We start from the raw sequence: 15,988 nt of genomic DNA on the forward strand, positions 1-15,988 counted from the left end.
TCAGATCTCAAGGACTTCTTCATCCTCATCAATGTCACTGTCATCAAAGGCCGATAACAAGGCAACTTCGCTATGAATAAGCTCCGCCACCTGAGCAAGATACTGGCATTCAAAGACATCCCCAACACTCAACTCAATCTGCCAGTGTGTGTTCACCTCACTCAACAGTCGCATCATCAACAGGGAATGTCCCCCAAGATCAAAGAAGTTGGCTGACATACTGATATCACCCGCGTCTACGCCCAGCAAACGTGCCACAATCTCGACCAGCTGTTGCTCAAGCTCGTTTTGCGGTGCAACGTACTCAGCGGCCAGGGCTGTCAGCTCAACTTCTGGTAATGCCTTTCTGTCAATTTTGCCATTCGCGGTAAGTGGCCAGGTATCGACCAGTTTCCAGGCTGAGGGCACCATGTATGGAGGCAGACTTGCTGATAAGCTTGCCGTTAATTGCGCGGTTAACGTGTCTTGATACACCTCAGAAACGGGCTCAACATAGGCCACAATAACGCCTTTTTCTTTATTGACAGCCACCAGAGATTGCGCGACCCGTTCATCTGCATTCAGGGCGTTTTCGATTTCGCCCAGTTCCACCCGAAAACCACGGATCTTGATTTGATCATCTACCCGCCCGACATATTCGATCAGCCCCTCAGTGTTAAAGCGTACCAAATCGCCAGTTAGGTATAAGTGCGATGGCTGCCCCAGCTCAGCCGCATACGGGTTATCGATAAACCGCGCTTTACTCAGCTCAGGCTGATTGAGGTAGCCCAGCGCCAGACCATCGCCGCCTACGCATAACTCACCAACGACAGTGTTAGACACTTTGCGTCCCTGCGGACTCAGGATCAAAATTTGATCGCCCTGAACGCCGTGCCCGATGGGCACTCCTGCACTGATATCCCGCTCCGCAGGTACCGGATAGCAGCAGGTAAAGGTGGTATTTTCGGTCGGACCATAGCCATTGATCACAGTCACATTAGGGAGTGCCGACTGCACTGCCATCACAGCCTGCGGGTTGAGCACATCTCCGCCAGCCAGCACACTCTGCAGTGCCAGTGACCCGGTATCGAGTTCAGCACAGGCCTTGCTCCATTCGGTGAACAATCCCGAGGTTAGCCACATAGCCGTAATCCCCTGAGTTGCCAACACTTTGTTGATCCCAGCCAGTGAGATGTAGGCTTCAGGATAGAGTACACAACGCCCGCCATTGAGCAATGGCCCCCACATTTCCAGAGTTGCCGCATCAAAGGCAATATTGGCGCTTTGTAAAAAGACCGTCTCTGAATTGAGTGTCATAAAGTTGGGGTCACACACCAGACGATTGACTGCCCGGTGCGGGGTCATAACCCCTTTGGGCGTGCCGGTGGAGCCTGATGTATAAATAACATAGGCCAGTGACTGCGCCGTTAGTCCTTCAGGGCGAGCCAGATTTTGGGGGCTGAGAGTAGACCAGCGCACACTGCCCTCATCCAGCGTAACTTTAGCAACCGAGCTAAACGCCAACACGTCGCGCTCTGCTGTACTTGTCAGCACAACTGACAGCTGAGTATCTTCAAGCATATATGCCAGGCGTGATTCAGGGTAACTCGGATCCAGCGGTACATACGCCCCACCCGCTTTTAAAATAGCCAGGGTTGCTACCAGTAAATCGAGAGAGCGACCCAGACACAGTCCAACTAAAGACCCTGCGCCTACCTGATATTCGTCACGCAGATATCCGGCCAGCTGGTTGGCTCGCGCATTTAGCTCACCATAGCTGAGGACCTGCTCGTTGAGCTGCACGGCAATCTGCTGTGGATGTGCCACAACTTGTTGTTCAAATAACTCATGAATACATGCAGTCCGTGGATAGTTTGCCGCATTACTTTGCCACGCACTTTGCTGCGCTTGCTCGGTTGCCGGTAACACCGCCAGAGTGGCAATTGGCTGCGTACTGTGGCTTTCTAACGCCACGACCAGTGCCTTCAGCGCCGTATCCATTAATGCCGCAATCCGGGTTGCTGCAATACTTTGGTCAATCTGGAAGTCCAGCGTAAAGTTGGCCTGCTCGCCCAGATCATTGACAGACAAGTCAAACGGATAGTTGGTTCTCTCACGGGTACTTAATAGGTTGGCACCTCCCTCAGGAGACGCCTGAGACTGCTCAGTATGGCGATAATTGAGAATGGCACTGAATAAAGGCGTATTGCCACTGATGGCACTATGACTTTGCGCTTCGGCCAGTGAGACTTGTTCATAAGGCAGTAACGACTGGAGCGCATCGTTGACTTCATGGAGCGCCGCCTGTGCCGATTGCTGTCCTAGCTTAACTTTTAGCGGTAAGGTATTGATCAGCATACCCATCATACGCTCAATGCCCGGCATACCGTTCATCCGCCCCGACATCACAGTACCAAATACCACCTCATCGCGGCCCGTACTGGCGCTCAACACTTGTGCCCAGGCCAGGTGGAACAACGCTGCCGGACTGCATTGCAGACGTCTGGACAAAGCGCGGATCTGTTGTGACAACGCCGGGCTTAGCTCCGTAGCGTACTCTACCACCGCATTTCCATTGCCGGTCACCTGAGCCAGGCCAAATGGCAGGGTTGGCGTATCGATATCACCAAGCTGCGCAGAGAAAAACGCCGCGGTGTTCAGCTTAGCGCTTTGCGCCATGGAGCGGGCAATAAACTCACGATAAGGCAAAGGAGCGGGCAAATCAGCCTTGTTCTGGGCACCGAGTTCTGCCAGCAGAATTTCCAGTGACACATGGTCGGTGATCAGGTGGTGAAATTTCAGTAGCGCATAGACTTTGCCCTGTTCATCCTGCGGCGAAACCATTAACTGGATCAGCGGCGCAGATTCAAGATCAAAGCCATGAGAGGCATTTGCCACATACTCTTCAAATTGTACCTTAACCCTTGTCGGCTCAAATGACAGCAATGTCACGGGCAACTCAGCGTCACGTAATACCACCTGCACAGCCTGCTCGCGGCCGCGCCAGAAAATAGCGGTACGCAGCACGTCATGGCGCTTAATCACAAAGTTCAACTCTTCTTTAAGCTGAGCCAGCTGTTGTTCGCTGTCCAGCTCAAACGCCATAGTACTAACATACGGATCGTGCTGCTGATTCATGGTATGAACAAACAACACCCCTTCCTGCAGTGGCGCAAGCGGGTACATATCCTGCACATTCGCAGTACCACCGGGCACCTGCGTAATAATCGCATCAATACTGTCTTGCGTTAGTTCAATCAGAGGCAACATCTCTGGCGAAATGGTGCTTGCCTGCGCTGGAATGAGGTTTTGCGGCACTATGAATTCACACTCAACCTGAGGTTGTGCATCGAGATGCGCGGCCATTGCACTCAGACTGCTGGCCTTAAACAGGGCCTGTGCCTGACATTGATAGCCTAGCTGTTTAACCCGGGTAAGCAGCTGCATCACCAATAAGGAGTGACCACCCAGCGCAAAGAAGTTGGCATCGCGGCTAACTTGCTTAACGGGCAGAGTAAGTACGTCGGCCCAGATTACCGCCAGCGTGCGCTCTGTGTCGCTCCGCGGCGGCACATAGTCGCTATTTAAATCAGCCTGTTCGGGCGCAGGCAGGGCCTTACGGTCAATTTTACCATTTGGTGTCTGTGGCCATTCATCCATCAATACAAAACTGGTCGGCACCATATACTCTGCCAGTGACTGGCTCAACTCGGTGACAATCGACTCAATCAACACCTGCTTTGCCGTATCCGGCTGCTCAGTGAGCGGCTTAACGTAGGCCACCAAACGCTGGTTGCCTTGCGGATCAGACAAGGCCATTACCAGTGCCGAATCCACTTCATGATGCTCGCCAATATGATATTCGATCTCACCCAGTTCGATGCGTAAGCCACGAATTTTCACCTGATGGTCCATCCGGCCCATATATTCTATGCTGCCGTCATCACGAAAACGCACCAGATCGCCGGTTTTATAAAGTCGTGCGCTTGGTAACTCATCTTTAAACGGGTTGTCGATAAAGCGCTCGGCCGTCAGCTCAGGGCGGTTATGATAACCACGCGCCAGACCTTCACCGCCGATGTGCAACTCACCACAGGCACCTTGCGGTAATAAATTCAGTGACTCGTCCAAAATCACCAGCTGAATATTCTGAATGGGTTTACCAATAGGTACACTGCTGCCGTGTGGCTGACGGCAATCCCAGTAGCTGACATCAATGGCCGCTTCTGTCGGGCCATATAAGTTGTGCAGTTGTGCCGAAGGTAAACTCGCTCTGAACTGTTCAACGTGGCTGATTTGCAATGCTTCACCGCTACAGAACACCTGATTAATAGACGTACAACGAGCCAGGTCGCCATGCTCCAGCATCACACCCAGCATAGAGGGGACAAAGTGTAATTTGGTGATCCCGGTCGCGACAATCAGCTCACTGAGGTATTCCGGCTCTTTATGACCACCCGGTTTGGCAATCACCAGCTCCGCGCCTTTGAGCATAGGCCAGACGAATTCCCACACGGAGACATCAAAACTGTAAGGCGTCTTTTGCAAAATTCTGTCGTCCGGGCCACAGCCGTATTCGTTGTCCATCCAGTCAATACGGTTATGCAACGCCTGATGCTCAACCAGCACGCCTTTAGGTAGCCCGGTGGAACCTGACGTGTAAATGGCATAGGCCAGGTTGTGCGCACTCACACCGACATCGTCCACTGCAATATTGGTATCCGGATATGCGCCAAAATCGAACTCATCCAGTCGGGTAATACGGGCTTCGCCAAGGCTAACTCGCTCGGCCACTGAGGTTGTGCTCAGCACTGCCGTAGCATTCGCATCTTCAACCAGATAGCTCAGGCGCGCCGGTGGCAGCTCGGGGTCCAATGGCACATAAGCCCCACCGGCTTTGAGAATGCCCCAAATTCCGATGACCATCTCCAGCGAGCGCTCAACACATAAGCCCACTAACGAATCCGGTCCGATATTGTGCTCTGCGCGCAGATAATGAGCCAGCTGATTGGCTCTGGCATTGAGTTCACCATAGCTCAGAGTCTGCTCTCCAAAGCGCAATGCAACCTGCTCCGGCGTCGCCGCCGCCTGCTGCTCAAACAGCTCGTGAATACACAGCTCACGCGGGTAATCCAACGCCGTGTCATTCCAGCTGTGCAGTTGCTGCTGACGCTCTGCTTCATCCAGTACACACAGACTTTGAACCGCTGTACTGCTCTGGCTGTCCAGTAAATCCAGCACCTGAGTCAGGGTCACTTGCAGATACTCGGCAATGCGCGCCGCCGGGGCGCGTTTGTCTACCTGAAGCTCAAAGCCAAAGCCATCACCGAAGTCATCCACCGACAGATTAAACGGATAGTTGGTGCGCTCTTCACTGGCAATCACCTTGAATCCGGCATCCTGTTCCAGCTGAGACTCCTGCGTCGCAGAGTGACGATAGTTCAGCATCGCGCTGAACAGGGGCAGCTGGCCACTTACGCCGCTACAGCGCTGCGCCTCGGCCAGGGAGACCTGCTCGTACGGCATCAGTGCATGCAGGTCGTCGTTAATTTGTGCCAGCAGGCGCATTGCATCCTGCCCGCTCAACGACACGCGCAGCGGCAGCGTGTTGATCATCATGCCCATCAGCTGGCTGCTCAGGCCATCATCGCTCATGCGGCCCGATAACACAGTACCAAACACCACCTCGGACTGACCACTGCATACGCCCAGCACTTTGGCCCACACCAGGTGGAACAGCGCCGCCGGGCTGCTGTGATACTGGCGGGTCAGACGGCGAATGCGCTGCGCCTGTGCCTCATCCAGCGTGACATGCACGGTTTCAATGCCCGAGCCATCATTGAGCACATCCGTCAGACCATAAGGCAGAGTGGGTTCGCTAACGTCCCCCAGCATCTGAGTGAAGAAGGTTTCGGTATCCAGACTCGCGGTGCGTGCCAGGGTGCGACCAACAAATTCCCGGTACGGCACCGGCTCAGCCAGACGGGCTTCATTGCCATTCAGCAGCGCCGTTAATTCATGGACCAGAATTTCCAGCGAGACGTGATCTGAGATCAGGTGATGCTCGCACAACAGCGCATAATACTTGCCCTGCGCGGCGTCTTCGCACACGCTCAGTTGTAAAAGCGGCGCATTTTCCAGCTCAATCCACAGCGGCTGCTCAGCCACATACGTACTGAACGCAGCCCGGACATCCGCTTCCCCGCTGAAGTCCAGCTCAGTCACGGGCAGCGTTACCTCGCGCTGCACCACCTGAAGTGCAGTGGTGCGGTTACGCCATAATATGGCGGTGCGCAGCACATCGTGACGGGCAATCAGCGTATTCAGTGCCCATTTAAAGCGCTCAAGGGACTCGCGGCTGTCGAACTCAAAGGTGGTGCTGGTAACATACGGGTCCTGCCCTTCACTCATGGTGTGCACAAACAGCACGCCTTCTTGCAGCGGTGCCAGCGGGTAGATGTCCTGAATATTGGCCATGCCACCGGGAACGGTTGCCGCAATGTCGTCGAGCTGTTGCGCATCCAGCTCGGTGAGCGTCACCATCTCCGGGGTGATTCTGCTGCAGTCCGTCGGGATTAAATTGGCGGGCACACAACTTGATTCCTCACTCCCAAGTGCCCGAACCTGGCGTGCCATGTCCTGTAGCGTGTGTGCCCTGAACAAGGCCTGCACGTCCGCCTGATACTGACGTGCGCGCAGCTGACTGACCAGCTGCATAATCAGTAGCGAGTGGCCCCCCAGCGCGAAGAAATTAGCGTGGACACCCACCTTATCGACGTCCAGCGACAACAGCGACGCGACAATCTCGACTACCATTTTCTCGGCCTCGGTGTGTGGTGCCTGATAAGGCTGCTCGACCGTTTTCGCAGGCAGAGCCAGCAGCGCGCGCTTGTCCAGCTTACCATTGGCCGTCAGCGGCCACTGCGCCACAAAACTGTAAGCCGACGCCACCATGTAATCCGGCAGATTGCCGCTCAGGTGCTGTTGCAGTGCGTCAATCAGGCTGCTGTCTTGCTCACTTTGAATGAAAGCGCGCAGTACCTTGCCACCTTGCTTACCGGCCTCAGCCAGTACCACCGCCGACTCCACCTCAGGGTGACTCATCAGCTGGCTTTCTATCTCCCCCAGTTCGACCCGGAAACCACGGATCTTGACCTGATCGTCGCTGCGCCCGACAAACTCGATTTCGCCATCTGCGCCCATGCGCACTAAGTCACCGGTTTTGTATAAACGGGCGCTCAGTGCAGGATTAGCTGGGTCAAAATACGGGTTATCAATAAATCGCTCGGCGGTGAGTTCATTCTGATGCAGATAGCCGCTGGCCAGACACTGACCACTGATGTACAGCTCACCCACTACACCCGGCGGGCATAAGGTCAGCTGCTCGCTGAGTACCAGCGTCGCGGTATTGACGTTGGCGCGGCCAATGGGCACCGCGCGGGGGTCATCGTATCCACCGCGGATGGCATAGCCGGATGCGGTGACTGTGGTCTCGGTCGGGCCATAGGTATTAAGCAGCACAAAGCCCGGTTTAAGCGACGCTACCGACTGTTTATCCAGCGCTTCACCACCGACAATCACCAGGCGCAATGCCAGAGATTCAAGCTCTGCCTCGCTCAGCGCCAGCATATGCCAGAACGCCGTAGGTAAGCTGGCCACGCTGATGGCATGGCTGTCGCAGAAGGCAATAAAGGCCTCGCGACTCAGCGACACCTCTTCATCGCGCAGCACCAAAGTGGCGCCCTGAGTCAACGTTGCCAGCCATTCTTCGACGAAAATATCGAAGTTCATAGTTGAGAACTGCAGCACGTTATCCGCTTCGGTGATTTCGTAACGCTGCTCACAGTTCGCGGCAAAGTTGATCAGGTTATGATGGCTTATCATCACGCCCTTGGGATTACCGGTTGAGCCTGAGGTATACATCACATAGGCCAGGCTCTCAGGAGTCAGCGCCACATCCGGGTTGCTGATTGGGTAGCTTGCAAACTGGCTGGCATCGTCCAGCAGCACTGGCATGACGTTAAAGTCGTTCAGCATAGCGGCGACCTTTTGCTGAGTCAGCACCACAGACAGGCCGGTGTCTTCGACCATGTACGCTAAACGTTCCTGCGGGTAATCCGGGTCCAGCGGCACATAGGCCCCGCCTGCTTTAAGGATGGCCAGTACGGCGACCATCATTTCCAGCGAGCGGCCCACACACAGGCCCACCAGGGTATCCGGGCCCACCTGATGCTCGGCCCGTAAATAATGCGCCAGCTGATTGGCGCGTTCGTTCAACTGCTGATAACTCAGTGTGCCCCCATTGCTCTTAACGGCAATGCGCGCGTCGTTTTGTGCGGCGCGTGTTTCAATGAGCTGATGTACGGGCATCGCAGACAAAGCCACGCTTGGCCCACATAAATCTGCCAGATAGGCTTGTTGCTCTTGTGTGTCCATCAAACTCAATTGAGTCAGGGCCGTGCTGGCAGCACTTTCACTGAACAGGTGTATTGCCCGGATCAGATGACGATTCAGAGTTGCAATATAGTCGGCATCAAACAACGCCAGATCATAGGTCCAGCGCAGTACGTAGCCTCCGTCCTGTGGGGTAATATCGATATCTATGTCGTACTTCAGCGACACTATCTCGCGTTCATATCGACCAAAGCGCAGTCCGTCCAGTCCAGCATCGGCCTGGTCGCTAACACCAAACTCGCTGTCCATGGACAACATGATCTGAAACAGCGGATCGTGAGACAAGCTGCGCTCCACATTAAGACGTTCAACCAGTTGTTCAAACGGCACATCCTGATTGGCCTGCGCATTGCGATGCACATCGCGTACATGGGCAAAATAATCGCCCAGCTTGGCATGTCTGGCCTGAGTTCTGAGCACCAGGTTATTAACGAAAAAGCCGATCAGCGGTTCCAGTTCACTTTGCAATCGGTTGGCAACCGGCGTGCCAATTAGAATATCCTGCTGATTACTGTGTTGTGCCAGCACCCAGCTCAGTGCACTGTGGACCAGCATAAAGGGCGACATGTCATTGCGCTGTGCCGCTGTGCTCAGCTGCTGACTGAGAGCGCTGTCAAGGACAAAGCTCTGGCACCCGGCTGCGTTTTGTTTTTCTTCCGGGCGCGGTTGTTTCAACGGCAGGCTATGGACCGAGGGCGCGTCGGCTAAGGTTTCCTGCCAGTACGATAACTGTGATTCCAGCACATTTTCCTGCAACCAGGTTTGCTGCCACAGCGCATAATCAGCGTACTGAATCGCCAGTTCAGGCAAAGGATTCTCTGCCCCTTGCGCAAACGCGCGGTATAAAGTCAGAAACTCCTGACTGAGCAATTCAATTGACCAGCCATCAGACGCAATATGATGCATATTGAACAGCAACACCCCGTCTTGCTGCGCGCTACCCGGATTGGCAAGCAAAATATAACGTGCCCGCATCATCACATCCTGAGTCAGATCAAACGGGGTATTCAGCTCCTCATCAATCAGGGTGTCGAGCTGCGCCGCACGAGCACTTGCCTCCAGTGTGGTCAAATCGCTGTGGGCGATAGCAAACGTCACCTCATCACGAATATGCTGCTGGGCCCCGTTTTCGCCCTCAAGCACCACGGTGCGCAGTACTTCATGACGGCGGATAATGGTTTGACAGGCACGTTCAGCCACCGCCAGATCCAGCTCCCCGGTGACGGTCATCAGGGCTGGCATATTATAGTGTGCCGAGCCCTGTTGCAGCTGGTCGATAAACCATAATCGACGCTGTGAAAACGACAGCGGTGCTAAGGTCTGATATTGTTCAGGACGCGGCGTAACGGCCTCACGCTTAGGTTGTGCTTCGCTGTCACTCAAATAAGCCAGCAATTGTGTTTTATTATCTCTGATCAGTTGCGCAATCTCTGCGGTGACTGCGCCCTTTTCAGCTTCGACTACGAGCGACCCGTCAGAGACACTCACCAAAATCAACTTGTCCTGAAGCAGACTGACTAACTGTTGCGGTTTCATTAAAACACAATCCTTTCTACATTATCTGATTGTTCTAACTTGTCTTTCAGAGCCTGAGCAGCGTGCAGCTCGTCTAACTGCAAGGCTTGTTCAGCCACCGAGGTGTACTTAAATAACTGTTTGATGGTCAGCGCGCAGTCAAACTTGGCCTCTATTTCTTTCATCAGTTTGACGACCAGCAAAGACTGACCACCCAGTGAGAAGAAACTCGCCTGCGTGCTGATATGCGCTTCATCCAGGCCAAGTACCTGCGACCAGATAGTCACCAGAGTCCGCTCGGTGTCGCTGTCAGGCGCAACGTATTCACCACCGAGCCCGGCGTGCTCCGGAGCTGGCAGGGCTTTACGATCAATTTTGCCGTTGGGCGTTTGTGGCCATTCTTCCAGCAGCACAAAGCTGGCGGGGATCATATACTCAACCAAGGCGTCACCGAGTTGTGACTTGATAGTGTCGATCAGTACCTGTTGAGACGCTTCATCGCCCAACGTATGCGGCTTCACATAGGCCACCAGGTGCTGATTACCTTGCGTGTCATCGAGCGCCATCACCAAGGCGGAGTCCACTTCACTGTGCTCACCGATGTGATACTCAATCTCGCCCAGCTCGATACGCAACCCGCGGATCTTTACCTGATGGTCAATACGACCCATGTATTCAATAATGCCATCAGCGCGATAACGGACCAGATCGCCGGTTTTATACAGACGCTGACTGCTGCCTGCCTGGCTGTCATCGTAAAACGGGTTGGCGATAAAGCGTTCTTCAGTCAGATCAGCGCGATTGTGATACCCGCGTGCCAGACCCTCTCCGCCTATGTGTAACTCGCCGCAGGCGCCCTGTGGCAACAGGTTCAGCGCCTCATCAAGGATGTATAACTGGATATTCTGGATTGGCTGACCAATGGGTACGCTGCTGCCATGTGGTTGCACGCAATCCCAATAGCTGACGTCAATGGCCGCTTCAGTTGGGCCATAGAGGTTATGAAGCTGCGCCGCTGGCAGCACGCTTTGGAATTGCTCAACATGGCTGATCTGCAAGGCTTCACCACTACAGAAGACCTGCTGGATTGACGTACAGCGGCTCAGGTCACCATGCTCCAGCATAACGCCCAGCATAGACGGCACAAAGTGCAATTTGGTGATGCCCGTCTCAACAATCAGGTCGCTCAGGTAGCCCGGGTCTTTGTGGCCGCCCGGCTTAGCAATCACCAGCTCAGCACCTTTGAGCATCGGCCAGACAAATTCCCATACCGACACATCAAAGCTGTACGGCGTTTTCTGTAGGATCTTGTCGTCAGGTCCGCAATGGTATTCATTGTCCATCCAGTCGATGCGGTTATGCAGCGCCTGATGCTCAAGCAGCACACCTTTTGGCATACCCGTAGAGCCCGAGGTGTAAATGGTATAGGCCAGATTTCGGGCACTCAGACCAATGTCGTTCGGTGCAATATTGGCTTCGCTGAACGCGTCATAATTAAAGCCATCAAGCTCAACAACACAGGCCTCGCCCAGCACGACACGTGCGGCGACCTCTTGCGTGCTGAGCACGACGCTGGCACTGGCATCGGCAACCAGATAGTTCAGCCTGGCGCTGGGCAACTCAGGATCCAGCGGCACATAAGCCCCGCCGGCCTTCAAAATGCCCCAGATCCCAATCACCATTTCAAATGAGCGTTCTACACATAGTCCCACCAGAGTGTCAGGTCCGACGCCGTGTTCACTGCGCAGATAATGTGCAAGCTGGTTCGCTCTGGTATTGAGTTCACGATAGCTCATGGACTGAGCGCCAAAACGTAAGGCTGTCTGATTGGGCGATTTTACAACCTGTTGCTCAAACAATTCGTGGACACACAGCGTGTGATCATATTCCCGCGCCGTATCATTCCATTGGTGCAACTGCTCATAACGTTCCTGTTCAGATAGCAACGGGAGCGTATCCAGAGGATTGGCTAGCTGAGCCTGAGTCAGTCGCGCCAGATATCTGAGTACGCCTTGCAGATGTTTATCCAGCGCTGCTATGTGTTGCTCTGTAAACAGACCACAATCATACAACCAGTTAACGGTCAGTCCGGCCTCATCGAGATCGATGTTAATTTCAATATCAAACTTGGTCGAACAGGCCTGTGGCAGTCTTGGAGTAAACGTCAGTCCTGCCAGTCCCTGCTCAGGTTGTTCTGCTAGGGCAAATTCTGAGTTGGTTGTCAGCATTATCTGGAACACCGGACTATAAGCCGTTGAACGGGGGATCTGTAAGGCATCGACCAGCTGTTCAAACGGCACATCCTGATGCGATTGTGCACCAATATGGGCGTCTTTCACATGAGCAAGATAGTCACCAAGGCTAGAATGATGGGTGTTCACGCGCAGTACCAGGGTATTGGCAAAGTATCCGATAAGACCGGCCACTTCTGGCTGGGCACGATTCGCCACCGGCGTGCCTATCACAATATCCTGCTGATTACTGTGCCGCGACAAAATATAGGCCAGCGCGCTGTGCACCAGCATAAATGGCGTGATCCCTGCCGCTTCAGCAAACGCTTTGAGACCCTGACTCAGCGAGCCTGGCAATAAACTGGTGAAGCCATTGGCATTGAATGCTTTTTCTTCCGGGCGAGCTTTATCCAGTTGCAGACCATGCACCGCCGGCGCATCGGCCAGTGTCTCACGCCAGTAATTGAGTTGTGTTTCCAGCGCTTTTGCTCCCCCTTGTGCCTGACTCAGCCAGTCGCGTTGCCACAAGGCATAATCGGCATACTGGATAGTTAAAGGCGACAAGGAAGCCACAGTGCCCACAATGGCGGCTTCGTAAAGCGCCATAAACTCATTCGACATCAGCTCGACTGACCAACCATCCGAGGCAATATGGTGCATATTGAACGCCAGCACACCACGCTGTGCCTCGCTCTGATCGGCATAATTCAGCAGGATATACTGAGCACGCAGCATCAGGTCGCTATCCAGCTTAAATGGCGTTCGTGCATCTTCACTTAGCAACTGACTAAGTCGCTCTGCTTTACTGTGCTCATTCAGGTCGCTTAAGTCATGCAGGGTCAGCGTCAGCTGCGCTTCACTACGGATCAGCTGAACAGGCTCCGCCCCCTGTTCCAGATACACTGTACGTAACGCTTCATGTCGGGCAATCAGGCGATTCAACGCAGCTTCTGCCGCATTCAGGTCCAATACGCCATCAACATCAAACGCTACAGGCATATTGTACTCGGCGCTGCTACCATTGAGTTTATCGATAAACCACAGACGCTGCTGGGCAAACGATAATGGCAGGTGGGCATTTGCTTCACGTGGTTGTGCGGCAATAGGCGGCCGCACCACGTTATCTGCCTGCTGCGCGACCCGCTGCGCTTGTTGTGTAATGGTGGTGGCGGCAAAGATATCCTTCACGCTCAGCTCACAATTGAGCTGCTCGCGAATACCTGCAAGCAGCTTCATAAGGAGTAAAGAGTGCCCGCCAAGCTCGAAGAAGTTCGCCTCGACACTAACCTGACTGTGCTCAAGCTTAAGCAACTCGGCCCAGATCCCAACCAGGGTGTATTCGACGTCATCGCGTGGGGCGACATACACTTGCTGAGACAGTCCACTATCTGGCGCAGGTAAAGCGCGCCTGTCGACCTTGCCATTGGCGGTCAGCGGCCACTGCTGCACAGTGACGATAGCGCCCGGTAGCATGTATGCAGGTAACTGCTCGCCAAGTGCCACTTTTAAGTTGCTCAGCCAGTGCTCATCAGCACTGTCCTGTGCACTTTTGACATAAGCAACCAGTTGTAGCGTGCCATCCACAGCAGGCAAAGCCAACACCAGAGCAGAGTCAACCAATGTCAGCTCAGCAATGCGATTCTCAACTTCGCCTAGTTCAATGCGATGACCGCGAATTTTCACCTGGTCATCCTGACGGCCCAGATAATGTAGCTCGCCCTGCTCGTCATAACGCGCTAAATCTCCAGCACGGTACAAGCGCTCACCCAACCAGGGGTAACGTCCTCTGTCGAACGGATTGTCAATAAAACGTTCTGCACTGAGTGCTTCGCGGTTGAGGTAGCCCAGTGCTAAGCCTGCTCCACCGACATAGATTTCGCCCGCACAGCCTTTAGGTACCAGCTTTAACGCGTCGTCCAGCAATACAATATGCTGGTCGCGCAACGGTCTGCCGATATTGATCGGCGCACCTGGCTCAATACGTTTGTAGGTCACATGCACAGTGGTTTCTGTGATCCCATACATATTAATCAGCTCAGTTGGCTGACTCGCAAAATGCGTCCACCACTGAGTTACATGGCTTGGCGTCAGCCCTTCCCCACCAAATACGATGCTACGCAATGAGGGCAGCGCCAGCTGAGCCGTAACCAGATATTCGGTGAGTTGTTTAAATGCACTCGGCGTCTGGTTAAGAATAGTCAGTGCATTGCGCTGACACAGTTCTACGAACAACTGACTGTCTTTGACTTCATCCAGGCTCGGCATCAGCAGTTTGCCGCCAAACAACAAGGCGCCCCAGATCTCCCAGACACTGAAATCGAAGGCAAAGGAATGAAACACACACCAGCAATCGTCTTCACTGAAGTTAAAATCAGGCTGAGTCACATCAAACAGACGACCGACATTACGGTGGGTTTGCAGCACCCCTTTTGGTTTGCCCGTGGAGCCTGAGGTGTAAATGACATAGGCCAGATTGTCAGATGTAAGCCCTGTCAGCTGCACATTATCGGTGCTGTAGTCGATTAGTGTCAGCTGGTTCAGGTCGATAACAGGCGTGTCTTGTATCGCTAACGCATCAGCCACCTGATCTTCGCTTAGTACCAGTGTCACGCCAGCATCCTGACAGATAAAATCGAGACGCTCTTGCGGATAATTGGGATCAAGCGGCACATACGCACCACCGGCTTTAAGTATCGCCAGTATGCCCACAATCATGTTGACACCGCGACCGACACACAAGCCTACCAACGTGTCCGGACGGATATCGTGTGCATCAACCAGATAGTGTGCCAGTGCATTCGCCCGCGCGTTCAGTTCATGATAGGTTAGCGACTCTTGTTGATACACCAGTGCAACGCGCTCACCAACTCTGGCCACCTGGCGCTCGAAGCGGGCCTGAATACTGCTGACGCTATCTATGTTCACCACTTCGCCGACATTCGCCTGCATCAGGACATCCTGTTGCGCCTCAGTCAGTACCGCCAGCTGTGCCACTGGTGTGTCTGACTCTTTATTCAGTGCACTCAGTAACTGTTCGATGGCGCATGCCACGTAGTCACCCACCGCGTTAATGTCGACAGAGCGCTCAACCTGCAGGTTGAAAGAAAAACCCTCACCCCAGTCATCAACACATAAGTTAAATGGATAGTTAGTGCGCTCTCTGGCGGCTGTGGCCTGCGCGCCCCCCTGCGCTGAGGACTCTGCCAGACGTGAATGACGGTAATTGAAAATGGCGCTGAATAACGGTGTTTGTGTGCTGACTCCGCTGCATGCCAGCGCTTCGGTTAGCGACGCCTGCTCGTAAGGCATTAACCCGAGCAGGGACTTATCGACCTGCTCCAACAGCGCTGCTGCCGTTTTGTCAGCCAGATCAACACGCAAAGGCAGGGTATTGATCATCATACCCATCATCTGTTCAATGCCCTGCTGAGCGCTCATGCGGCCCGACAATACTGTACCAAATACCACATCCCGGCTCTGGCTACAGGCCGATACCACCATGGCCCAGGCCAGATGGAAAAATGCCGCCGGGCTCATGCCACGTTGTTGCATCTGAGTGCGGATCTGTTGCGAGTGTTCCAGAGTCAGCTCAACATGCAAATCGTTGCAATGCAACTCATCGGCTTGGATGCTGTCCAGCCCAAACGGATGGCAGGGCGTGTCGATATCGCCCAGCTGTTCGGTAAAATAGTCACGGGTATTCAGCTGCTCGGCATTGTGCAGTGTGTGAGCTATAAATTGTCGATACGCCAGTGGTTCCGGCAATTGCCGGAAGGTTTGCTCATCCATTGCCAGCTCAGTCATGATCA

The 15,988-nt window shown here is 54.0% G+C and carries 2 protein-coding genes (1 of these 2 only partly in view); both read right to left on the reverse strand.

The annotated features are described in order from the left end of the window. On the reverse strand, nt 1–9,969 hold the full coding sequence (locus tag CWB98_RS11600) for a non-ribosomal peptide synthetase (protein WP_138545029.1): 9,969 nt from the start codon (nt 9,967–9,969) through the stop codon (nt 1–3). Next, on the reverse strand, nt 9,969–15,988 hold the 3' portion of the coding sequence (locus tag CWB98_RS11605) for a non-ribosomal peptide synthetase (RefSeq protein ID WP_138545030.1). The gene runs 3,988 nt beyond the window's last position; only the last 6,020 of its 10,008 coding nucleotides appear in the window; its start codon lies beyond the right edge, outside the window — the gene reads right to left on this strand; the stop codon is at nt 9,969–9,971. Before CWB98_RS11605 ends, CWB98_RS11600 begins: the two co-directional genes overlap by 1 nt.

Origin of the sequence: Pseudoalteromonas rubra (assembly GCF_005887115.1) — a bacterium.
Taxonomy (GTDB): Bacteria; Pseudomonadota; Gammaproteobacteria; order Enterobacterales; family Alteromonadaceae; genus Pseudoalteromonas; species Pseudoalteromonas rubra_F.

Bases quoted from the DNA above. Each gene is read 5' to 3' on its own strand.
- CWB98_RS11600 (WP_138545029.1), bottom strand. From the start codon at position 9,969: ATGAAACCGCAACAGTTAGTCAGTCTGCTTCAGGACAAGTTGATTTTG.